18 protein-coding genes are annotated in these 21,736 nt (G+C 61.5%); 4 read left to right on the forward strand and 14 right to left on the reverse strand.

What is annotated here, in order from left to right; translation table 11 throughout:
• Nucleotides 1-15: 15 nt before the first annotated feature.
• The 8 genes from ACSC1Y_RS06200 to ACSC1Y_RS06235 form a co-directional block, all read right to left on the reverse strand.
• The gene (locus ACSC1Y_RS06200) at nucleotides 16-963 is read right to left on the reverse strand and encodes an ArsA family ATPase (protein ID WP_435333823.1); all 948 of its coding nucleotides are present in this window, start codon (nucleotides 961-963) and stop codon (nucleotides 16-18) included.
• Nucleotides 964-1,032: 69 nt separating this feature from the next.
• Nucleotides 1,033-5,187 (reverse strand): sensor histidine kinase, encoded by a 4,155-nt coding sequence (locus tag ACSC1Y_RS06205; RefSeq protein ID WP_435333824.1) that lies wholly within the window; start codon nucleotides 5,185-5,187, stop codon nucleotides 1,033-1,035.
• A gap of 19 nt (nucleotides 5,188-5,206) precedes the next feature.
• Nucleotides 5,207-5,956: a response regulator gene (locus tag ACSC1Y_RS06210; protein ID WP_435333825.1), complete on the reverse strand. Its 750-nt coding sequence runs from the start codon at nucleotides 5,954-5,956 to the stop codon at nucleotides 5,207-5,209.
• A 405-nt stretch (nucleotides 5,957-6,361) separates the two neighbouring features.
• Nucleotides 6,362-6,847, reverse strand: coding sequence for a DUF4385 family protein (locus ACSC1Y_RS06215; protein ID WP_435333826.1), 486 nt, complete (start codon nucleotides 6,845-6,847; stop codon nucleotides 6,362-6,364).
• A gap of 251 nt (nucleotides 6,848-7,098) precedes the next feature.
• Nucleotides 7,099-8,133 carry a DUF7972 family membrane protein gene (locus ACSC1Y_RS06220; RefSeq protein ID WP_435333827.1) on the reverse strand — a complete coding sequence of 345 codons (1,035 nt, stop codon included), beginning with the start codon at nucleotides 8,131-8,133 and terminating at the stop codon, nucleotides 7,099-7,101.
• 69 nt (nucleotides 8,134-8,202) lie between these two features.
• Nucleotides 8,203-8,619, reverse strand: coding sequence for a hypothetical protein (locus ACSC1Y_RS06225; protein ID WP_435333828.1), 417 nt, complete (start codon nucleotides 8,617-8,619; stop codon nucleotides 8,203-8,205).
• A gap of 431 nt (nucleotides 8,620-9,050) precedes the next feature.
• On the reverse strand, nucleotides 9,051-9,218 hold the full coding sequence (locus ACSC1Y_RS06230) for an E2/UBC family protein (RefSeq protein ID WP_435333829.1): 168 nt from the start codon (nucleotides 9,216-9,218) through the stop codon (nucleotides 9,051-9,053).
• A 730-nt stretch (nucleotides 9,219-9,948) separates the two neighbouring features.
• Nucleotides 9,949-11,034, reverse strand: coding sequence for a GNAT family N-acetyltransferase (locus ACSC1Y_RS06235; protein ID WP_435333830.1), 1,086 nt, complete (start codon nucleotides 11,032-11,034; stop codon nucleotides 9,949-9,951).
• A gap of 570 nt (nucleotides 11,035-11,604) precedes the next feature.
• Between ACSC1Y_RS06235 and ACSC1Y_RS06240 the strand changes: the two genes are divergently transcribed.
• Nucleotides 11,605-11,838, forward strand: coding sequence for a DUF8593 domain-containing protein (locus tag ACSC1Y_RS06240; protein WP_435333831.1), 234 nt, complete (start codon nucleotides 11,605-11,607; stop codon nucleotides 11,836-11,838).
• 200 nt (nucleotides 11,839-12,038) lie between these two features.
• Here ACSC1Y_RS06240 and ACSC1Y_RS06245 read toward each other — a convergent pair whose 3' ends face one another.
• The 3 genes from ACSC1Y_RS06245 to ACSC1Y_RS06255 all read right to left on the reverse strand — a co-directional run bounded on the left by ACSC1Y_RS06245 (nucleotide 12,039) and on the right by ACSC1Y_RS06255 (nucleotide 14,122).
• On the reverse strand, nucleotides 12,039-12,569 hold the full coding sequence (locus ACSC1Y_RS06245) for a hypothetical protein (protein ID WP_435333832.1): 531 nt from the start codon (nucleotides 12,567-12,569) through the stop codon (nucleotides 12,039-12,041).
• A 198-nt stretch (nucleotides 12,570-12,767) separates the two neighbouring features.
• Entirely contained in the window at nucleotides 12,768-13,712 is a 945-nt protein-coding gene (locus tag ACSC1Y_RS06250) for an NAD(P)H-binding protein (RefSeq protein WP_435333833.1), read from the reverse strand.
• A gap of 215 nt (nucleotides 13,713-13,927) precedes the next feature.
• A complete protein-coding gene (locus ACSC1Y_RS06255; protein WP_435333834.1) occupies nucleotides 13,928-14,122 on the reverse strand; it encodes a cold-shock protein in 195 nt (64 codons plus the stop codon).
• 268 nt (nucleotides 14,123-14,390) lie between these two features.
• Here ACSC1Y_RS06255 and ACSC1Y_RS06260 point away from each other — a divergent pair, with 268 nt between their 5' ends.
• Both ACSC1Y_RS06260 and ACSC1Y_RS06265 read left to right on the forward strand, forming a co-directional pair.
• Complete coding sequence (locus ACSC1Y_RS06260; protein ID WP_435333835.1) at nucleotides 14,391-15,776, forward strand: cryptochrome/photolyase family protein; 1,386 nt, start codon at nucleotides 14,391-14,393, stop codon at nucleotides 15,774-15,776.
• Nucleotides 15,777-15,846: 70 nt separating this feature from the next.
• Nucleotides 15,847-16,692, forward strand: a complete 846-nt coding sequence (locus ACSC1Y_RS06265; RefSeq protein WP_435333836.1) for an ion transporter — start codon at nucleotides 15,847-15,849, stop codon at nucleotides 16,690-16,692.
• Between the two features lie 23 nt (nucleotides 16,693-16,715).
• On the opposite strand, the gene ACSC1Y_RS06270 is transcribed toward ACSC1Y_RS06265, so the two are convergent.
• The 3 genes from ACSC1Y_RS06270 to ACSC1Y_RS06280 form a co-directional block, all read right to left on the reverse strand.
• Nucleotides 16,716-17,684 (reverse strand): hypothetical protein, encoded by a 969-nt coding sequence (locus ACSC1Y_RS06270; protein ID WP_435333837.1) that lies wholly within the window; start codon nucleotides 17,682-17,684, stop codon nucleotides 16,716-16,718.
• A 126-nt stretch (nucleotides 17,685-17,810) separates the two neighbouring features.
• Nucleotides 17,811-18,917: a glutamate-cysteine ligase family protein gene (locus ACSC1Y_RS06275; protein WP_435333838.1), complete on the reverse strand. Its 1,107-nt coding sequence runs from the start codon at nucleotides 18,915-18,917 to the stop codon at nucleotides 17,811-17,813.
• A 241-nt stretch (nucleotides 18,918-19,158) separates the two neighbouring features.
• Nucleotides 19,159-19,443 (reverse strand): translation initiation factor eIF-1A, encoded by a 285-nt coding sequence (locus ACSC1Y_RS06280; protein ID WP_435333839.1) that lies wholly within the window; start codon nucleotides 19,441-19,443, stop codon nucleotides 19,159-19,161.
• 164 nt (nucleotides 19,444-19,607) lie between these two features.
• Here ACSC1Y_RS06280 and ACSC1Y_RS06285 point away from each other — a divergent pair, with 164 nt between their 5' ends.
• A complete protein-coding gene (locus tag ACSC1Y_RS06285; RefSeq protein ID WP_435333840.1) occupies nucleotides 19,608-21,623 on the forward strand; it encodes a PAS domain S-box protein in 2,016 nt (671 codons plus the stop codon).
• Nucleotides 21,624-21,736 lie beyond the last annotated feature (113 nt).

Genomic DNA, 21,736 nt, shown 5'->3' on the forward strand with positions numbered 1-21,736 from the left:
TCCGCGAACGCCGAATCACTCGAGTACGGGGTCGAGCCGCGTTGCGAGTGCATCCAGCGCGTCGATACCTTGCGCTTCGCCGTCGAGTGCCGGAAGCGTCACGACCGTGCGTCCGGGGAACGCCTCGCGAACCGTGTCGAGTCGGTCCTCGTGCAACGCCTTGCGGGTCGAGCACCGGGCGCAGCTCTCGTCGATGGACTCGAGGACACGATTGACCACGAGTGGGCCGACGGGCATCCCTGCGTCCTCCAGTTCAACGACGAGCCGTTCAGTCTCCGCGATAGCCATCGCTTCCGGAATCAGGACGGGACGGAACTCGGTCCGCTCGGGGTCGCGCAGGAGGTTTCCGACCGTGTCGAGCCGTTCCCGCAACTCGGTGACCGGGTCGGGTTCGTCCCGACTCCTGCCGAAGAACGCGACGGGTCCGAACATCGCACTGCGGGCGGAGTCGACCAGTCGTCTGACCTGCCCCTGCACCTCCCCCGCGGCACCGAGTGCGTTCGAGAGGACCTCGGGAAGGTCGAGCAGGCGCAACGTGTGCCCGGTCGGGGCGGTGTCGAGGACGATGACGTCCCACTCGCCGCTCGTGGCGAACCGGGCGATGCACTCCAGTGCGGCGACCTCGTCACCGCCGGGCACTACGCCGGCAGCGAACAGGTCGTCGAGCGTCTCGGCGTCGACTCGGAGCCCGGCGTCTCGGAAGTCGGCGACCAGTGCCTCCGCGACCCGTCGGTAGGCCTCCTGTCCGTCCTCGGGCGATACCTCGACGCCCCAGCAACCCTCGGCGAGTTCGGTCGGCTCCCCACCGAGCTGTGTGTCGAACGAATCACCCAGCGAGTGGGCCGGGTCCGTCGAGACGACCAGCACCCGGTCGCCGCGTCGGGCGAGTGCGAGACCCGTCGCCGCCGAGAGCGTCGTCTTCCCGACACCGCCTTTACCGCCGTAACAGACGATTCGCGTCACGTGCCGGAGTAGGGGTTCGGACAGGAAAAGCGATACACCTGGCCCAGTCAGGGGTGGTCCTCGCCGAAGTTACGGTCGGTCGTCGGATACTTCGGACGTCCCGCGGTCCTCGTCGGACGCTTCGCGAGCCTCCTCGACGTCTTCGGACGCCTCGCGGACGTCGCTCACCGACGGAGGCGGCATCTCGGTCACTTCGAAGCGAGCGCCGCCGGACTCGCTGTCCGTCACCCGTATCTGCCACCGGTGGGCCTCACAGATGTCGTCCACGATGGAGAGGCCGAAACCGGTCCCGCTCTGCGTCGTCGTGTAGCCGTGGTCGAACACCTTCTCTCGCTCCGACTTCGAGATTCCTGGACCGTCGTCCTCGACGAAGAATCCCTGGCTGTCGAGGCTGCCGACCCGGACCATCAGTGGGTCGGTGGCCGATTCCGGGTCGTCTTCGGTCCGTCGAGCGTTCGCAGAGTCGTACTCGTCGGGGTCTCTGGTCTGCTGTGGGCTTGTCGAACCGTGTTCGACAGCGTCCTCAACTTGTTGTGGGCTTGTCGAACCGTGTTCGACAGCGTCCTCAACTTGTTGTGGGCTTGTCGAACCGTGTTCGACAGCGTCCTCAACTTGTTGTGGGCTTGTCGAACCGTGTTCGACAGCGTTGCGGAACAGGTTCTCGAAGACCTGCAGGAGGCGCGGTTCGTCGGCGGCGATGACGCCGAGCTCGTCGTCGACGGCAAGCGTCGCACCCCTGGTATCCACGTTGGTCCACGCCTGCCGCGCGACGTCTCCGATGTCGACGGGACTCGTCTCGCCCACGACCTTCCCCTGCCGCGTCATCGTCAGCAGGTCGTCGATGAGTTCGTTCATCCGGTCGGTCGCCCGTCCGATTGCGTCGAGCCGGTCGGGCTTTCCGTCCTCGCGGACGAGTTCGAGCGAGATGGCGATGACGTCGAGGGGGTTACGCAGGTCGTGGCTGACGATGCTCGCGAAGTCCTCGAGCCGCTCGTTCTCCCGTTCGAGCTGGCGCTCGTACTCGTCGCGTTCGAGTTCGAAGCGAATCCACTGCGCCATCAGCGTGACGAACGTCCGCTGTGCATCGGTGAACGGTCCGTGGGGGCCGGGGTCGACGAAGCAGAGAGTTCCGTAGACGTCGCCGTGGACGAGCACCGGTGCCCCGACGTACGAGCGGAACTCGCCGTCCTCGTCTCCGGTGTCTTCGACGCAGTAGAGCCCCTTCGACTGGACGGTCCGTGCACAGCGTGTCTCCGAGAGCGATGCCGTATCTCCCTCGCTCAGGTTCGGAAGCGGGTCGCTAGCCGCGATTATCTCGCGCAGGTCCTGCTCCTCGGTTACCCGGGTCAGGTGACCGTGTTGCATCCCGAGCCGGTCACAGCCGATGCGCAGGATGCGCGGCAGTTTCTCCTCGAAGGTCCGGTCGACCCGCGAGGCCTCGTCGGTGAGCTCTCTGAGCGACCACTCACCCGCACGAAGTTCCTCCTCCATCCGACGGCGGTCGGTGATGTCCGAGATGAAGCCCTCGAGCGCTTCGACCTCGTCGCCGTCGAAGATGGCCTCTCCTTTCTCCCACATCCAGCGAGTCTCTCCGTCTTTCGTCAAGATACGGTACGTAATCTCGAACGGTTCACGGTCCTCGATGGCCGTCTGCACGCTGTCCCAGACCATCTCGCGGTCGTCTGGATGCATGATATCCGACCCGAACCGCACGTCGCTGGACTCGAGTTCGTGGCGGTCGTAACCCGTCAGCCTGACACAACCCTCGCTGACGAACTCCATCGACCACTCCCTGTCGTTCGCACAGCGGTAAGCCATCCCCGGAAGGTTCGACAGGAGCGTCGAGAACTTGCGCCTGCTCTCACGAAGTTCGCGCTCGATCCGGACCCGGTCGGTGATGTTGCGGGCCTCCGGGATGAGCAGGACGACCTCGTCGTTCTCGTCGGTGACCGGTTTGATTGAGAAGTCCGTTATCGCGAGCCTGTCGGGACCGTGGACCTCCAGTTCGCATCGGACGAACTCGCCACCCGCCGCACGGTCTACCATGTCCATCAACGTCTGCCTGGTCTGTTCGTCCTGAGCGAACCACCCGGTCTCCCACATCGGCTTCCCGACGACGTCTTCGCGGTCGAGCCCACCGAACTCGAGGGCTGTCTGGTTCGCTTCACGAAGCGTCCCATCCGTGTCGAGCAGGCCAGTGAACTGGTAGGTCTGGTTGAAGATAGCCTCGTACCGGCGTTCACGCTCCTTCCGGGCAGAGATGTCGCGTAGGACGCCGACGGTCCCCCGCATCTCGCCGTGCGGGCCGACCGGAAGGACGGTCATGTTGAGGTCGCAGGGGATACGCTCCCCGTCTGGCCGTTTCACCTGAATCTCGTACCGTTTGACTCGCTCCCCGTTGGAACGCAGCAGCTCTACGATACCCTGCTCACACATCTCGATGTCCTCGTCCGTCAGAACGAGCGAAACGTGCTTACCGATCAGTTCGTCCCGCCGGTAGCCGGTTATCGCTTCAGCTGCGCTGTTACAGTCCGTGATGCAGCCCTCCCGGTCGAGCTTGTAGACGCCGTCGCCCATCGCCTCGAAGATGCGCTGGTACCGAAGCAGCTCCTCCCGACGCTCCTCACGCTCGGTCACGTCGATAATCGAGCCCATCACGGCCGGTTCACCATCGTAGACGATGGCACTGCCGTGGACCTCGACGAGGATGGTCTCGCCGTCGGCACGCAGCCCCTCGAAGACGTACTGCATCTCGTCGATCTCGCCATCCAGCCGCTGTCGGAGGCGCTCTGAGACCTCCGACCTGTACTCCTCGCTGACGAGTTCGATGGGCTGCCTGTCGAGGACCGCCGCCTCGGAATCGTAGCCGAAGATCTCCACGAACCTCGGATTGACGTACTCGAAACCGTCCCCAGTGATGACGTAGATACCGACCAGATTCTGTTCGACGAGCTGTTCGTACCGGTCCTGGACGACGGCGAGCCTCTCGTCGCGTTCACGGATACCGGACAGGTCGCGGGTCAACGCCTCGAAGCTGGGAGGAGTGTCGTTCTCGACCGCCAGCGCAGAGATGACCACGTCCGCCCAGAACCGCGACCCGTCTCGACGGACTCGCCAGCCCCGGTCCTCGGAACGGCCAGTCTGTCGTGCCTCATTGAGTAGCTGTTCCGGAAGGTCGCTGTCGACATCTTCGTCAGTGTAGAAAACGGAGAGATGCGTCCCGATCGCTTCCTCCTCCGAGAATCCCGTGATTCGAGCCGCGGTCTCGTTCCAGTTGATGATGTAGCCTTCGCTGTCGAGTTCGCAGACGGCGTAATCCTCGACGTTCGAGACGAGCAGGCGATACCGCTCGCGTGCACGCTCGAGTTCGTTCTCGCGTCGTTTCAGCTCCTCTTCCCGGAACTTCCGGTCGGAGATATCTCTGACGAGTGCGAGCACTCGTTCGCTCCCACCCAGGTTCGTCTCGTTGAGCTGTAAATCGACCCATAGCAGGTTTCCGGTGCCGTCGACCAGCTGCCACTCGAACCGCTGGGTTCCCTCCTCCAGGGTCTGTTCGAGCCAGGTGAGGAGTGCCTCGCTGGTGAACGGTTCTCCTCCCGGACCCATCTCGCCGAGCCGGTGGCCGATGAGTGAGTCGAACTCCCGTTCCAGAACCGAACAGGCGACCGGGTTCGCGTCGACGACCAGCCCCGTCGCAGGGTCGAGGATGAGGATACCCTCCGCGGTAGAGGTGAATATCTCACGGTAGTTCACTTCCGCTCGGACCTTCGAGACGGCTTCTTTGATGTCGTTCGCGAGGACGGTGAGTTGGCCAGTCCCTCCCTCCTTTCGAAGGTATCGCGTCGCCCCCTCACCGAGGGCCTCTCCAGCGATCTCCTCTGAGCCTTTCCCGGTGAACAGGATGAACGGTAACATCGAGGATCGCGAGCGAACGGCACGGAGAAGGTCGAGCCCGTCCATCCTGGGCATCTCGTAGTCACTGACGATGCAGTCGAACCCGTCCTGCTCGTCGAGCATGTCGAGCGCGGCAGCGGCGCTGTACGCCGTCGTCACCTCGAACTCTTCGTCGCCGCGCTCGAGGAACACCGCGACCGTGTCGACGAAGTCCGAATCGTCGTCGACGTGCAGGACACGGATCTGGTTGCGAGCCGTCGGAACTGATGAAGCGGTCAGCCGGTCGTCCACCGTGGACGATTCACCGCTGACGTGCTCACTCTCCGTCACGGCTACTCACCCACCGGTGTCAGGGTGTCCCTCGTACTGCCGTCCGTATCGAGTCGACGAGTTTCTCGTATCCTTCGGGGTTCGCCTCCTTCTGGAGATAGTCGTTCACTCCGATGGCGAGCGCCTCTCCAGCCGCCCACTCGCTACCTTTGTTGGTGAACATGATGAAGGAGACGTCCGGATACTCGTCACGGACGGCGTCGAGGAACTCCAGCCCGTCGATGGCGGGCATCTTGTAATCGCTGACGATACAGTCCACGTCTTCGGTCTTGAGGACGGTGAACGCGTCCGGCGCACTCGTTGCCGTGACCACCTCCAGGTCGTCGTGCTCCCGCTCGAGCAGGTCGGCGACTGCACTGACGAAGTCGGGCGCGTCGTCGACCAGCAACACCCGGATCGGGTCGTCGGGGGCGACTGTCGTCTCGTCCTTGGCCTCGTCCACCCCGACCTCCAGTTTCAACGCGAGGTCGAGCCACTCGCCCAGCTCCGCGGGGTCGGCTATCAGCTCGACGTGCTGTTCATCGTCGTCGACCGAGACGAGACCGAGGTCTGCCAGTCGTGGCAGATGCTCGTCGACGAGGGCTGTTCGCACCTCCTCGGCGTTCTCGTTCGATTGCGCCGCGACGACGGCCAGTTCGTCCACCGTCGCGAGTCGGTTCTGTCGGAGATGGAACAGCGCCTCACGTCGATGACGGTCGGCCAGTGCCTCGAACAGGTCGTCACTCGGGATTCGGTCGTGCTCGTCGGTTGTGTCTGTCCGTTCGGTCATGATCTGCGCTGCACCGGAATGACGCGGTCATGGCCATCGGGTCTTCCCGACTGCCAGCCGATTCGCTCGTCGTCACAGGGACGTTTTCTCCCAACCCCATTCCGTGTACAATCGTACATTTTATCCCCGAGCGTATTAACGAGACGGTTACGTATCTGTCTAATTCAGCCGGTAATAATCTTCTCTCGGCCGAATTGAGTGGTTTGGGTTCTATCTGTTTCTGGGCACGAAAGGCCGAGATTGCATCGGCTCAGGACGACAGAACCGGCTGACGAGAGTGACAACCCTCTTGCCGTCGGCTCGTGTACTCCCGCCCGGCCGATGACGAATGCACCGCTCTGAACCCGGGTGGCACCGTGGTAGTGACGAGCCCTATGAGTGCCGAGGCCGACTTCTTACCGACAATCAACCCCGTTGATCTCTGTGACGTGCGTTCATCCGCTGATACGTTTCGTCGTCTGTCACTTTCTTCAAGTACGCCTGGTAGACGAGTGCAGCCTCGCGTTTGTCCGAGTCGGCCCAGTACACGGGCTCTCGTTCCTCACCGTCGACGTACTTCCGGCCACCGGGATACTTCGCGTACCGCATCGCTCGCGTGTAGCCCATCTGGAGGTACTTTCGCGCCATGTCCATCCCTACGAAGTCGCCGGCGCGCTCGTACTGACGGAACCGTTGGTAGATCGCCTGCCCGCTCTCCTCGGCGGTTTCGCGGTCTGCGTACCCCCACAACGGCAGGAGTTCGGACTTGTACGGCTGCACCTTGAACACTCCCTCCTCACCGCGCCCAATTTCGTATCGGTCAGGGTGTGCGCGGTAGTCGACGTCGTCCGCGGCGTCATCTCGACGGTGCGCCGGTACGTCGTCAGCCGTGTCGTGTTCGTGGTCGGCCACAAGTTGGAGTTACGTGCGCGGCGACTTTCATATGTCGGCGTGAGTTCGTGGCTCACGACCTACCACTTCTATCTCGTGTTTTGTCCAGCGTCGGAAACGGCTCCACGGACGAAATAACGTGTGGAAATTTCTACAAGTCGGTGATAATTGCTTGTTCGTGTGCCGAGGCCGACATTCACTTCGAGGGGAACATCGCGCCGACACTCCACCAACCGGTTTGGGCCCGTCAATAGTGACTTCTGGCAGTGGCTTCACTCCGCCCAGAGTATCTCTTCGGTCTCGTTCGTCTCCCGGAGTACGAACGACCCGGGGGCAAGCGTCCGTTTGAGGACACTGAGTATTCGGACGATGTAGGCCAGTAGAAGCACGAACGGAACGAGTGTCAAGGCATACGCTGCACTCGTCACCAGGTAGAGGCTCTGGATTCCACCGACCGTCCCGACGACCTGCTGTGGGTCGAACGCCACGATCATGTACCCGGCGATGGCCAGACCGGGAAGCGCGGCATACACCATCGCCCGCGAGACGTTTATCAGTTCCCACTGGAAGTAAAGCGTCTTGAAAAATCCCCTCGTGGGCCCGAAGAACCGAAGTGTCTCGATGAGGTCCGAAATCGTCTCCGTGACGTCTTTTTCCAACCGGTTCCCGTGCGTCGAGCGTAACTGTCGAGCTTCGTTTATCTTGACCGAGTAGTTGAAATCGAGTACCGCAGACAGCACCCTGAACGACCCGAACTCACTCCCTTTGAGTTCGGCCTGTATCTTCTCACCGTGCTCGGCTACCCCCCTCGCGAACTCCGCGACCGCTTCCTCCTCGTCCGTGGTGACGGGCTCGACACGGTCGACGATCTCGCGGCAGCACTGGAGCGTGGCCTCCAGAAGGGCACGGAAGAACGTGGCCGGTTCCGAGGGACTGACCTCGAGTCCGATGGTGTCTTCTACGTTGTTCCGAAAGTCGCTCTGTTGTTCGAGCCGGCGGTTCTGCTCGCTGAGCGACCCGATTTCCTGTGAGATCACCAGCTGCGTCACCGTCAGAATCAGGGTTACACTGGTGATGATTGCGCCGACGATGGCCGAGAAGAGACTCGCCAGCTCGTCCCCCGAGAGGAATTTCTGTAGTGTGCTCGGTCCATGTACTTCGAGTGCGATTAGCCCGCAGAAGAGACCGGCGAGCGCCATCACGGAGAGTACGCTTCTGGGGGCCTGTATCAGCAACCACAGTTTCCACCGGTTCTCAGACCCTCGTTCGACGCTCGTATCTCCTCCCTTCGACGAAGAATCAGGCATGCTCGTACTTCCTCTGCCACCGAAACAAACAGCGAGCCTACAGTACTCGGTCGAAGACAGAACTCCCAGTCATCGCGACGAATCGATACGCTCGCGGCAGTCGTCACACCGGTCTGCCAGGTCCGTGAGGTTCGACGCTTCGTCCACTGTCCCCAGTTGTAGCTCGTCCTCGTACGTCAGGGGAGATTCGTGGTTGTATCCCCTGTCGAGCATCTCGTTGACCACCTCGTCGTGTCTGGACAGTATTCTCGACGTGTCTATCTGTCCCCTATCCGCGTGGCCCTGGAGGACGTTCATGTTGCCGGCCTCGATGTTGTCACCATCGCCTGCGACAAGGATACTAATGAAGCCGTTTTGACCGACTTCCTCAAAGAATGGTGCCCAATCATCTGCGTAGCTGAACGTTTTCAGCGTTCCTGAGCGATGATTGTGGATGAATACGGGGATTCGACCGGTGTTATCGGCTCGTGGAGCGGTCTTACTCATGTACTCACCACTGGGGGCAAGCTGCTGTTGATTTTGCAGACGCCACCTTTCGTCTCCTCGGATTGGTCTATGATTTTATCTACGACGAGTCGGACCCCACTCTCTGTTTCTCTGCACGTGCGAGAAGAAACCCTCCAAATTCGCCCGGAAAGTCTCTCGTCATAAGCTTTTGAATGTACGACCATAGCTCTGATAGGATGGCTAGTTTGTTCATCGTAAGATGGGACTAGTCGTGTTCAATGAACGAGGCTTGGTCTATCAGGTCGTCCGTAGCAGGGTCCCATTCCTTTTGTCTGTGCCACGAGAATCGCCGTCATTCTTCACCAAGATAGGTATTGGTGACAGTTGCTTTCTCAGGAACCTGTCCGCTTGCGGTTCGGATGTCTACGTCGGTCCAGAACATCTCCCTCGGGACATGGGATTGGGACGGGCTACAAGATGGTTACCGTCTCCTTGTTGTATCTCCCTTCTGGTAGTTGGAACTCGTAGAACAGCGCATAGGCATTGTTTCCCTCTCTCTTTAGCTCCACGTCGTGTCCTTCCTCCCGAAGATACTCGGCGTCTTGTTGGAGCTTCGGGGGGAATTCAGCACCCGACATTTCGCTGAGGAACCGCTCGGAAGAAGAGCGTTTTAGTGGGCTTCTCGGTTCGGCCGAACTCCGTGGATAGTGTGACTTTGTCGCCGTCTTCGTCTCCCTGATTTTCGGGTTGGAAGATGTCAACCTCGTCGGGGTCTCGGCCGGAGGCACTAATGATTTCCCGAACTGTCAAAACCTCGCTGTCGAGGTCTTTGATGGGCTTCTTGTTTACCTTGATAGTGACAAGTGAATTTCCTTCATCGCTGATGTGTTGTCATACGAGCGTCAGACAATAAGTATCCGCCAACCAGAGTGGAAGTGAAACTGGACTATCTCGTCCTGGAATCTCTGTCAAGTCTGTAGCCAGTTCAGTTGTGAGCAGCCGGAGAGCATTCCACAACATAAGGCGAATCCCGATGTGTACCCCTTCGCTGTCTGCCGGTTTTCGTGGGAACCGGGATTTTCACATAAATGGTTTTGTGAGTCGATGATAACTTCTGGCTCGGGTGCCGAGGCCCTTTTATAACCCAGAAACTTTGCGAGACGTGCGCGTTCTCACTCAGTGTACAGTGTACTAGGTCCGATGTCCCACTAGCGAAATCATCGTCACGCAATAAAAGACACTTTTTTGTTATTTATTATGTTCTGTCGTGTAGAGTTTATAGCACTTTCCCTTTTGTGCGCTTCAGCCAGTTGAAGAGGTACGAGAGTAGGGTAGCGAACCGAAACGAAGCTAGCTAATCGAATACCGCTATAGACCTTGCTCGGCGAACTGCTGCCGTGCGTACTTGAATAGCGGCCACAGGAGTGGGTTTTCTCCCTTCTCCCATCGAAGCATCGGGACCACTTTCGGCCCGTATCGATTTTTGAACTTGAACACCGAGTTGTTAAAGTGGGACCCGGACGGGCCGAAACTGTACCGGTCAAACTCCTGCTCGATGCCCCATTTAATCGCGTGAGCGTGCATCAGTTCGGAGGGATATGAGTCATAACACTCACGGTTCGGAATCGCCGACACCCAATGATGGAGACACGAGCCCTCGGTATCGAGGAAGTAGACGTACTTTCCGACCAGTTCGCCCTCGACCTCCGCCCTGCATACGCGAACTCGGGAGCCGACGTGCTCTCTAAGGGCCTCGAAGAATGAGAAGGGAATCAGGTTCCCGTTTACTCGGTCGATGTTCTTCTCGTACATCCTGTACGTCTGATGTAGGTTGTCACCGAGAGTCGTCATCTCAACATTGTAATCTTGCTCGTGCGCTCGGCGAATCGCCTTCCGACGGGACTTCTCCATATCGGAGAGAATGGTGTCCCAGCCATCCGTAAGATCAAGGAGAAACGTCGCGACACTCGATTTCGGTTCGTAGCCGCGAGACCGGAGGTATTGGCCGTACCGGACCTGCTCAAGGTCAGCTGTGGAGATAAGGTGATAGAGAATCCGGTAATCGTCCGTGGCGTCAAGAGCGTCGAACAATCGGTCCATGTTCTCGCGTTCATCATTGGCGATGACCGGCCCTCCATATCCCGGTCCTCCCGATTTCATCATCGAAAGGCTAGTAGCCGAGACCGCCTGCTTGGCAAGGTGGCTCGGGGCTGAAACCGTCGAAACGAAGTTTGGAAGGATTGCGACCGGATTTGAGTTTTCGCTCACGACGATGTGGTTCGGTTCGTAGTCGTAACCGTCCTCGACTGCAGCGAGCCACTCGTGCCGATGGAAGAGTGTCCCTCGTTCGGTGTGTGTCACGAGGTTATTCCACTGGTTCTCGTTAAACTTGTGAATGCTCTTCAGAACGGATGTCTCGGCACTATTCGAATCTGAAGAGTTCCGCTTGGTCATGTGTGGACAGACTGGGGGGACTGCCTTCGTTATGTCACTCCTACGGGGTTCACACGCCCTACCTGCCCAACCGATGCCGTCCCTGATCCACTATATTTGTTCGTATCACGCCGACTACCCGTAGAGACCGGGCGTTTTCATCCCACTGGAGCGGACAATGAGGTACCCAGCTTGTTTGTACCCTTCATTTGTCGTCGGCGAGAAACGGTATCATTCCTCTACTGGCAGTAACCCACTGGTACTACCAGCAAAAGACGCTTCTAAATGAAACGGATGCACTCGACGAAGGCTCCGAAGTCGGTATCTCCTACGATAGTAAGAATGTCACATCGTCGAGAGTTGAGCATCACACTTTTCGAGCGCCGCCGGGCAGTCACCCTATTTTCTCGAGGTCACGACACCATCTGTAAGTCTCCCGTCCTCTGCGTCTCTATCGATTCATTGACCATACGTTCCAACGGCGCTACCCTGACTGGTTTATTCGCACGTGAACCATAGAGAACGGCGGGTAGGTACATTGCGAGTGCAGGCAGCAATCACTCCCCGTTATCCACCCTCTCTCGAGACGCAATGGCATACAGGTTCACAGACGACGACAGGAACAAGGACGTCGTAACCGCGGACGGGAAGCGCATCGGTACCGTCAGAACGGTCGAAGAGGACAGAGCGACCGTCGACCGTGACGACGAGAGTCTCACGGACAAGGTGAAGGACTTCCTCGGCTGGGGCGACGACGACGACGAGATTCGCCACGATCACGTCGACCGGTCCGACGAAGAGCGCATCCACCTGCGATCGCACTGAACCGGTACCGAAATCGTCTCGGCTGGCGTCACTGCCGGCACACCTACTTCTTCGGAGACCGTTCAGACCGGGCGCTACGGGCGAGAGCTGCTGGAGGAGAGGGAGTCGCTTTCTCGAGGCGGCGGAGACGGACGATACCCACAGTTCCAGGCACGAACTCGGGAATGCTCCGGCTCGCGCTTGTGGACGTTCCGGCTCGCTCAGTCGTCCGCGGACTCGTCGGGTCCGGTGTCGGCGTCCACCACGTCGATGCTGATGTCGACCTCGTCCGAGGCGTCCCCACCGGTTGTGGCGTCTGACTCCATGTCGTAGGCCATCACGTCCCCGTCGTCGATGTGGGGCTCGACGAGCTCTCGCAGCGCCGGCCCGGGAATCGTCTCCTCGTCCAGTTCGACGAGCGTCTCGGCGACGGAGCGGAAGTCGACGGTCCGAACCGCGAAACGGAACGTCTCCGTGGCGACGCGACCACCGACCTCGCTGCCGATGGCCCGTTTCGCCAGGGCACCTGCGCCGCTTCCGCTGACCACGTAGTGCGCGAGCAGGCGACCGACGGGCCGCCCGATGGCGTTGGCGAGCCGGTCGACGTCGACCGGCTCCGTCGCCGGTTCGTCGGCCAGTATCGCTTCGAAGTCGACGGCAGCGAGTATCTCTTTCGCGACCTCGGTTGCGAACAGCGCGTCGAGGCCCTGCTCGATACGTTCAAGTCGTTGGTCTCCGGTGAGGTCTGTCATGATGAGTCGGTCGCCACCGCGACGACGTGTCGGTACGAAGGTCCGAACCGGGATACTCGGGAGGCTTTCACGTGCAACCACCGGTTGACCGAGTCGATTGGCACGCTCGTTCCCGCGGACGAATCCGGGCGGAGAGCGTCGGGCGGAGAACGTCCAGGTTCGATTCTCCTACCCGGCACCGAGATTACTCTCGGATGGTCACTCGGCACGGGCGCCTGCAACGTCCAGTTTCGACGACGCGCGCGATGCCGTCGCCTCGACCGAGTCGTCCCCGGTCGCTCGCTCGATGGCGGTTTCGTACGAGGTCAACGATATCGGAACGAGTTCTCTGATCGCGTCGTCGTCTGCGGTGACCTCGTTCTGAAGTCCGGCGACGAGGGGGCGAACGAGGCGGCGAGGCACGTCGGTCACGAGTTCGATCCAGTACGCCGAGAGACGGGGCGTGAGCACCGGAACGGGGATGATGATGGCGGGACGCCCGGTGACGTGTGCAGTCTGTTGTACGAACTCTTCGTAGGTGAACACGGACGGCCCACCGACGTCGAAGGTTCGTCCCGCGGCGTCAGGCGTCTCGACGACTCCGACGAGGTACGCGACGACGTCGTCGATGGCGATAGGCTGACAATCCTCCTGGATCCATTTCGGCGTTATCATCAACGGCAGTCGCTTCGCGAGCTGTCTCACGATCCGGAAACTGTCGTTATCTTCACCGATGATGACCGCTGCACGTATCACCGTGAGTTCGAACGACCCGCCCGCCAGGATGCGTTCGACGGTCCGCCGCGACTGGAGGTGTTCGGAGAGGTCCTCGTCGTCGTCTCCCAGTCCGCTGAGATAGACGACCCTGGGGACGTCGGCCGCATCGGCGGCCGCTCGGAAGTTACGTGCTCCTTGGCGGTCCTTCTCGGCGAAGTCATCACCCGCCCCCATCGAGTGGATGAGATAGTAGGCTGCATCGACGTCACTGAGCGCGTGCTCGAAACTTCCCTCCTCCAGGACGTCGCCTTCATAGACGGTTCCGGCGGGTCCACTGTAGTCGTCCGCGTCCCGCGTCAGGGCGACGACCTCGTGTCCTCGTCGCTCGAGGGTAGGGACGAGGTGACTTCCGATGAAACCTGTCGAGCCTGTTACCAGTATTCGCATACTCGGGGTACGCCCTCACCACGTAAATCGAACGGACCAAGTCGCTGGTCGCCGGCCAGCCGGGTGAATCCACTCTGGGGTCCCTCCGATAGATAGCCACGTCTGCCTCTTGGCCACGACTGCCTCTATGTGACCACGCCCGCCGCTCTCCGGTGCGAGTTGGGTCGTCAGAAAATTCGAGTGTCGTTCGCCGCGTTAGCGGTGTACTGAACTGTTTAAAGTCGCGTCAGGTTCGCTGCGCGCGGTCCCTTGGGGGACGATTCGATGCTGAACTCAACTTCCTCTCCCTCTTCGAGGTCCGGGCCGCCCACGTCTTCCATGTGGAAGAAAACGTCGTCGTCCGAGTCGTCCGTCGAGATGAAACCGTAGCCGCCTGTGTCGTTGAAGAAATCAACGTTTCCTTTCGCCATTGCTTTTGTACAAAACGGATCCAACCCCATAAGAGTTCGCAATTTGTTTCATCAGTAGGGGCGATATTTGGACATTCTTTTTCCATTCTCCAGAATGTCGTGGATATATGACTGCAGAGTCGAGAAACTCGCTTCAGACCGCTAGACTCGACGGAAAGCCGGGCTGGTTCTGTGGTTTTCACAGTTCTCGAGCTGTCGTCCAATCCGGTGAACGACGGCTCTTCTCGTTCGGGACAACCGATTACCGTCCTGCGGTCCTCTGTGACGTATGCGATTGTTCTGGCACCAGCAGGACCTCCGTGTTCGGGACAACCGTGGTCTCTCCGCGGCCGCCCGGGCCGACACCGTCGTTCCAGTCTACGTCGTGGACGACGACGTCCTCTCGACCGTCGGCTCCCGAAAGCGAGCGTTCCTGACCGCGACCGTCCGTGAACTGCGGCGGGAATACCGCCGCCTGGGGAGCGACCTGGTCGTTCGCGAGGGACCTGCCGCCGAGGTGCTTCCCGGCCTCGCCGAAACGTTCGACGTAACCGGTGTCGACTGGAACGAGTACTACGACCCGGCCCGGCTGCACCGGCAGGACCGAGTCCAGTCCGCCTGCGCGCAAGGCGGCATCGAGACACGGTCGTGGACCGATTCCGTCCTCGTCGACCCGGCCGCCCTCGACGAATCCTACTCGAACCACGGGGCGTTCCGGGACGACTGGCAGGCAGTTCCAAAACGCGAGCCGTACCCTGCGCCCGGTTCGAAGTCACTGGCCGACGTGTTCGACGAGACTCCGGTCCCTGTGGTCGAGACCGATATCCCCCTCCCTGCCGCGGGCTACGAGGCCGCAAGAGAGCGACTCGACGAGTTCCTCGCCGACGGCATCGACACCTACCGAGAGACGCGGGACGACCTCTCGCTCGCGGTCGACCCGACTGCGAACGCCGTTTCCAGGCTATCACCGTACCTCGCGGCGGGTGCCATCGGCATCCGGGAGGTGTGGGCCGAGACGACTGCCGCACTCGACGAGGCGGACGACGACGCCCGGCCGAACCTCGAGAAGTACCGGGACGAACTCAGCTGGCGCGAAGGCTACTACCACCTGCTGTTCTATAACCCGGACCTGCTCTCGACGAACTACCGGACGTTCCCGAACCCCATCGCGTGGCGGGACGACGACGAGGCCTTCGAGGCGTGGAAAGCGGGGCGGACCGGCTATCCCCTGGTCGACGCCGGGATGCGCCAGCTCGAACGCGAGGGCTACGTCCACAACCGACCCCGACAGGTCGTCGCCAGCTTCCTCACCAAGCATCTGCTCATCGACTGGCGGCGCGGAGAACGCCACTTCGCCGACCGGCTCGTCGATTACGACGCGGCGAACGACGCCGGGAACTGGCAGTGGGTCGCCTCTACCGGAACAGACACCGTGGACGTCCGCATCTTCGACCCCGTGAGCCAGCTGGAGCGGTACGACCCCGCCGCCGAGTTCGTCACCGAGTACGTTCCCGAGCTTCGGGGCGTCCCTGCCGAGAAGGTCGCCGCCTGGCCCACGCTCTCGCCCGGAGAACGGGATGCACTCGCCCCCGGCTACTGTCACCCGATCGTCGACCGGGACGAGGCGTACGAGCGTGCAGAGCGAGTGTTCGAGCGGGCGCTCGGAGAACGGTGAGAAGCGACAGCCGTGCTGCGAGTGATCCCTCCCACACACTGATAAATACAGGGGGGACTACAGATGCAGTATGGGAACGGAGGCGTCACTCTCATCCGACGCCACGACACGAGAGTTGGTCGAGTTCTACCTCCTCGATCACCGAACTCCGCTGGGGAAGACCATCGACATCACACTGTTCGGGCTGAACCTCGTCTTCATCGGTGTCTTCGTCGTTGAGACGTACCCGGTCTCTTCGTCGATGCAGAGCCTGCTCTGGGTGCTCGAGGTCGGCATCGCGACGGTATTCCTCGTCGAGTACGTTCTGCGACTCTACGGCGCACCTGACCGCGTCGACGAGTTCCTCGACGGCTACACCATCGTCGACCTCCTCACCATCCTCCCGACGCTGGTCGTCGTCCTGGCACCGGTCGGTGCCGTCGCGGCCGTCAACATCGGCTTTCTCCGTGTGCTCCGGGTCATCAGAGTGTTGCGGTTCTATCGGTTCACGAAGGACCAGCGGTTCTTCTTCGGAACCGTCGAGCTTGAGACGCTCCGGGCGATGAAGCTCCTGTTGACCGTCATCAGCATCTTCTTCGTCTCTGCAGGACTGTTCTACACGGCTGAGACGCGCGTAAACCCGGACGTCTCGACGTTCGGCGACGCGTTCTACTACACCGTCGTCACGTTGACGACGGTCGGATTCGGCGATATCGTTCCGACGACGGACACCGGCAGGTGGGTGACCATCGGGAGCATCCTCGCAGGTATCATCCTCATCCCCTGGCAAGCGGGCCGCATCATCAAGGTCTGGACGTACAGGGAGAAGGTCAACGTCACCTGTCGAACGTGTGGTCTCGAGTATCACGACCCAGACGCCTCGCACTGCAAGGCGTGCGGCCACGTTATCTACCAGCCGTACGATTCTCGAAGCTGATGGACCTCGTTCCAACGAGCGAGTCACTCACCGCCGACGGTCGCCCGCGAGTCCCCGTCTCCCACCGCACGGACCAGTGATTCCTCGACGAACGCGAACTTCGACGGCTCCATCAGGCACTCTTCGGCGATCTGGAACACGTCCACCGTCGCGGTGTCCTCGTCTCCGCGGACCTGGATAGCGGTTCCGTCGTTCTGGACCCACCGTCCGTCGTGGCCCCTGACGAGAACCTCACCGAAGTAGCTCCCGAGCTGGCGGACCAGCCCGGTCATGACGCGGTCGTCCATCGTCTCGCCGCCGTACTCGGCTTCGCGAAAGCGCGCTTCCTCCCAGTTCTCGTCGACGAGGTCGTCCAGCCGCGAGAGCGATTCGACCGAGAAGTCGAGGTCGTACTCGGCCCAGAACGCGGACAGCTCGGTCGCTTCCTCCAGTAGAACTCCGCGGAGGCTGTCGTGGGCCGCAGGGTCCGCGCCGTCGCGTTCGACCGCGTCGACCGACTCTTGCAGGTCCGCCACGGTCTCTGCGAACTGCGGCTCGTCGACGACTCCGGCGAGCGCAACGTCGAAGACCGGAACGTCCGTAGACGTCGGCCCGGCGGGAACCGTCACGTGGACGCCGTCGTCGTGGTGTTTCCAGTTGGCGTCGAGCTGCCGGACGAGCACCTCGCCGAGGTAGCTCCCGAACGGCAGCGTGTAGTCGGTCTGCCGGTTCTCGACGACGGCAGCGAACTTCTCCCGCGGGTGGTCGGAAGTCGCCACCTGCGTCGTTGCGTACTCGTCCAGCCGAGAGAGCGACTCGATGGAGAAATCGAACTCGTACTCCGCATTGTCGGCGACGAACGCCGCCGCCTCGTCGCGGAAATCGTCGGAATCGAGCTGGGACGCGCCCGTGGTCGCAGCCGCGTCGGCTCGGCCGCCGTCACGTCCTGCCCCGCCGGAACCGCCGTCGCGCCCACCGTCGAACAGCCCCGCCAGCAGGTCGAACAAACCCATGGACCAACCTATCGGAGGTAGTATAAGTATATGTGGGCAGAATATCCGTTCTGATAACTGGCGGGATGACGACCGTCCCGTCCGACCCTTCTCGGTCGTCACGGTTCCGGTCCGACGGTGGTCAGTTCACCGGCTGACCTCAGACAGAGCCGCTGCGGAGTCGACGTCGGGACCGTTCGTGAGCGTCGCCACGTCCTTCCGCAACCGTTCCGCCTGCGTCAGCCGGATGTCGCGCGCGTCCGCTTCCGTCAGCGGCTCCGGAGTCCGCATGCTCTCAGCGACGGGATCGTACTCGTCGGGGTCGAAACCGAGTCCCTCGAGGTAGGACCTGACGCGGTCCGAGTCGAGCCCGCGGACGATGGCCTCGTCGCTCAAGCTCGCGAGGTTCTCGAACTCGGGGATGCCGATCCGGTCGGCCGTGACACCGGTCTCTCCACGCTCGACCGACTTCCACGAGGTCTGTTCGACGAGCCGACGTGTATCCCGCGCCAGCGCAAGCACCTCGCTCGGGAGCGCCGAGTCGGGAGCACGCCACTCGACGGTCGGCTGCTCGTGGCGCAGTCGAACCGGGTTCAATACCGTGTCGTTGGGACTGAAGTGTTCACCGAGTCGTTCTGGCGATACGTCACGTTGGGAGGCGAGTTCCTCGAACGCCACGTAGGCGTCGTGTACCCGCTCCGTCCACTCGTCGACCGTGTCGACGTACGGCCAGAGATCGCAGAACCGTTCGAACTCGGGTCCGCACTTCCGTCGGTAGGCTCGTGCGCGCGACGACCGACAGTCGAGGTCACCGCAGTAGTACGGTGACGAGCTGAGTAACGCGAGCGCGGGGTCGAGGGCGGTGAGCACGTTGAGCTGCCGACAGACCTCGTCCTTCTCGAAGTGAAAGTGTGTGCCGGCACAGTTCTTCGCACTTCGCACACCATCGCCGTAGATGGTCTCGAACAGTTCGCCGCGGGTGCCCTTCGCCGGCGCTTCGGCCGCCGAGAGTGGAGTCCCGAGTGGCACTAGGTGCTTTCCGGCCTCGTCGGCTATGTCGATGGCCAGCTGGAGGGTCCGCTGGAAGTCCTCACGAAGGCTGGCCGTCGTGGTGTGTGGTTCCGTCCGTACCTCCACGAGCGGGCCGACGAACTCGGGCTCGAACCGGTCGTGTTGTTCAGTCAGGCCGTGCCCGTCGCACAGCCGTCCCTGTTCGTCGACGACCCACAGCTCCATTTCGAGTCCAATTTTCATGATGGCCGGGCGTTCGTCGCCCGTGTCCAATCGTTGACTCGCACCACGGGTGTGGCTACGGCTTGCGTATACCGGGTGAGAGTCCCTGATAGAACCGAACCGAATGCCTCGACGCACAATATCGGGCGGTAACGAGCGTCGAAACGAGCGTAGCAGTCGCTCGGCGGACACTCGGTCGTCGGAAGAATCGTCGGTGCGCTACGTCAGGCGAACGCCGTATAGCCCACTCGAAACGGTATCGTCAGTCGATGTGGCCTTCGCGACGCAGCTGGTCTGCGTCCTCGCTGGTGTAGCGCCACTCGACGGTCGCTTTCTCGTCCTGCCAGTCCCACGGCTCTGCGACGACGACGTCGTTCTCCTCGATCCACACCCGGTACTTCATACGCCCGGGAATCCGTCCCAGTCGTGTCTTGCCGTCCGCACACTGGAGGCGAACGTGGTTGCCACCGAGATGTTCGGTGACGACCGCGAACACTTCGTCCTTGTTGGGCATTCGGAGATTCCGACGCCCGGTTTCTTCACTCACGATTCACGTATAGGGACGCAGACGGATAACTCATTGGAAGGTCGCCCGAAATAGTGACAAACAAAAGATAATTGTGGCGAGAGGAATCAGGAACGGTCGCTGGCGGGATTTATCCCTCCCCTCCCGCACTCGCTATACGTACACGTCGCATACCATACTCGAGTATGTCGGGGGCAGACGACCCAGAGTCCAGTATCCACGTCCTCTACGTCGACGACGATCGTGGGCTCCTCGATGTGACCGAAGCCTACCTCGAGCGAACGTTCGAGAACATCAGCGTTGAGACGGCTCCGTCCGCCCGGCAAGGACTGGAGTTGCTCGGTTCGACCGGCGAGAATGGGAGAGAGGAACCGTTCGACGTCGTCGTCTCCGATTACCAGATGCCAGAGATCAACGGACTCGAGTTTCTGGAAGCGGTCCGCAAAGAGCACGGCGACACGCTTCCGTTCATCATCTTCACCGGTCGCGGGCGCGAGGAGGTCGCCATCGACGCACTGAACCTCGGGGCGAATCGCTACCTCCAGAAAGGCGGTGACCCAACCGCACAGTACGAGGTCCTCGCACAGGCGATAGAGCAGGAGGTGACTCACGCTCGAACCCAACACCTCGTGGAGAAACACGAGCGGGAGTTCCGGACCATCCTCGAATCCATCATGGACGCCGTCGTCGCGACCGATGCGAATGGTCGGGTGACACGCCTGAACCGGGCCGCGGAGGACCTCACCGGCTGGCCGAACGAAGATGCCGTCGGTGAACCGATCGGGACGGTCGTCTCCGCGTACGACCTGGATACCGACGAACCGGCCGACCTCACCGCTGAAACCGGTTCCGACCGCGTCGTTCGCCACATCGATGGCACAGAACGGATCGTCACTCTCCGAAGGAGTCCACGGCGAGATGCGGAGGGAGCCGTCGTCGGGACCGTCGTCGTCCTGCACGACATAACCGAAGCCCACGAACGTCAACAGCAGCTCGCCTCGAAGTCCCAGCGGCTCGGCCACCTCATAGAGCAGTCGCCGCTGGCAGTCATCGAATGGGACCTCGACTTCCGCGTGACTCGCTGGAACGAGACGGCGGCGAAGATGTTCGGCTACACCGCCGCAGAGGCGCTCGGAAAGCACGCCGACTTCATCATCCCGTTGGATCAACGAGGGGAGGTCGAGAAGGTGTGGACTCCGCTCATCTCGGCGAGCCAGCCGACGACGCACTCGATGAACACGAACATCACGGCCGACGGCACACAGATAGACTGCGAGTGGCACAACCGGGCAATCACCGACGACGACGGTCGCACCATCGCGGTACTCTCGATGGTGCAGGACCTGACCGAACAGCGTCAACATACCAGGCACCTGCAGGCCATCGCGGAGCGGACCACCGAGGCCATCTTCATCAAAAATCTGGACGGCCGGTACGAGTTCATCAACGAGGCCGGTGCAGCCTTCCTCGGCCGGCCACCGGAGGCGGTCGTCGGTCGAACCGACCGCGAACTGTTCGATCTCCCACCCGGTGAGACACACCTCTGGACCGACCGGAAGGTCCTCGAAACCGGTGAACCGGTCGTAGAGGACGAGTGTGTGATGGTCGATGGGAAGGAACACGTGTTCCACAGCGAGAAGTACCCGTATCACGACGCCGGCGGCGAGATCGTGGGCGTGATGGGTATCAGCCGCGACGTGACCGAAGAGACCGCCGTCCGTGAACTGCTCGAGATGCTCCACGCGACCGTCACAGACGCGGACATGCATCCGGACCGACGCATCGAGCAGCTAGTCGAGGCCGCCCGCATACGCATCGACGCCGATACGGCACATCTGGGCCGTGTAGACGAAGCTTCCGGTACGTACGAGGTAATCACATCGGTCGGGAAGACCGCAGACTGGCCGGTCGGCCGCGTGGTCCCGATGAGGGACCTCCCCACTCGGAAGGCGCTGACCGAACCGGGCATCACCATCGACCACGTCGAACGCGTTGGCGACGGAACGGACCAGACAGGAGCCGTCACCAAGACGGAAACAGCGGTCTTCGCGGCCGCACCGGTCTTCCTCGCCGACGAGTTCTGGGGCCTCGTCTGTTTCGAGGGGGCAGAGGACACCGTGGCTCACATCGACGGGCTCGGACCGGTCGTCGAATTGATAGCCGATTCGGTGGGCTGTCAGCTCCACATGTCCCAGCCCTGAGATACGGTCTCGAGAGAACCGAGCGTGTCACACGGTGAACTCATGCGACGTCGACGCCTCTAGTACGGCACGTTCGTGCCTCAGGTCCCCGACCGGCGACACGGACAGATCTC

This window comes from Haloarchaeobius lipolyticus (assembly GCF_051208015.1).
Taxonomy (GTDB): domain Archaea; phylum Halobacteriota; class Halobacteria; order Halobacteriales; family Natrialbaceae; genus Haloarchaeobius.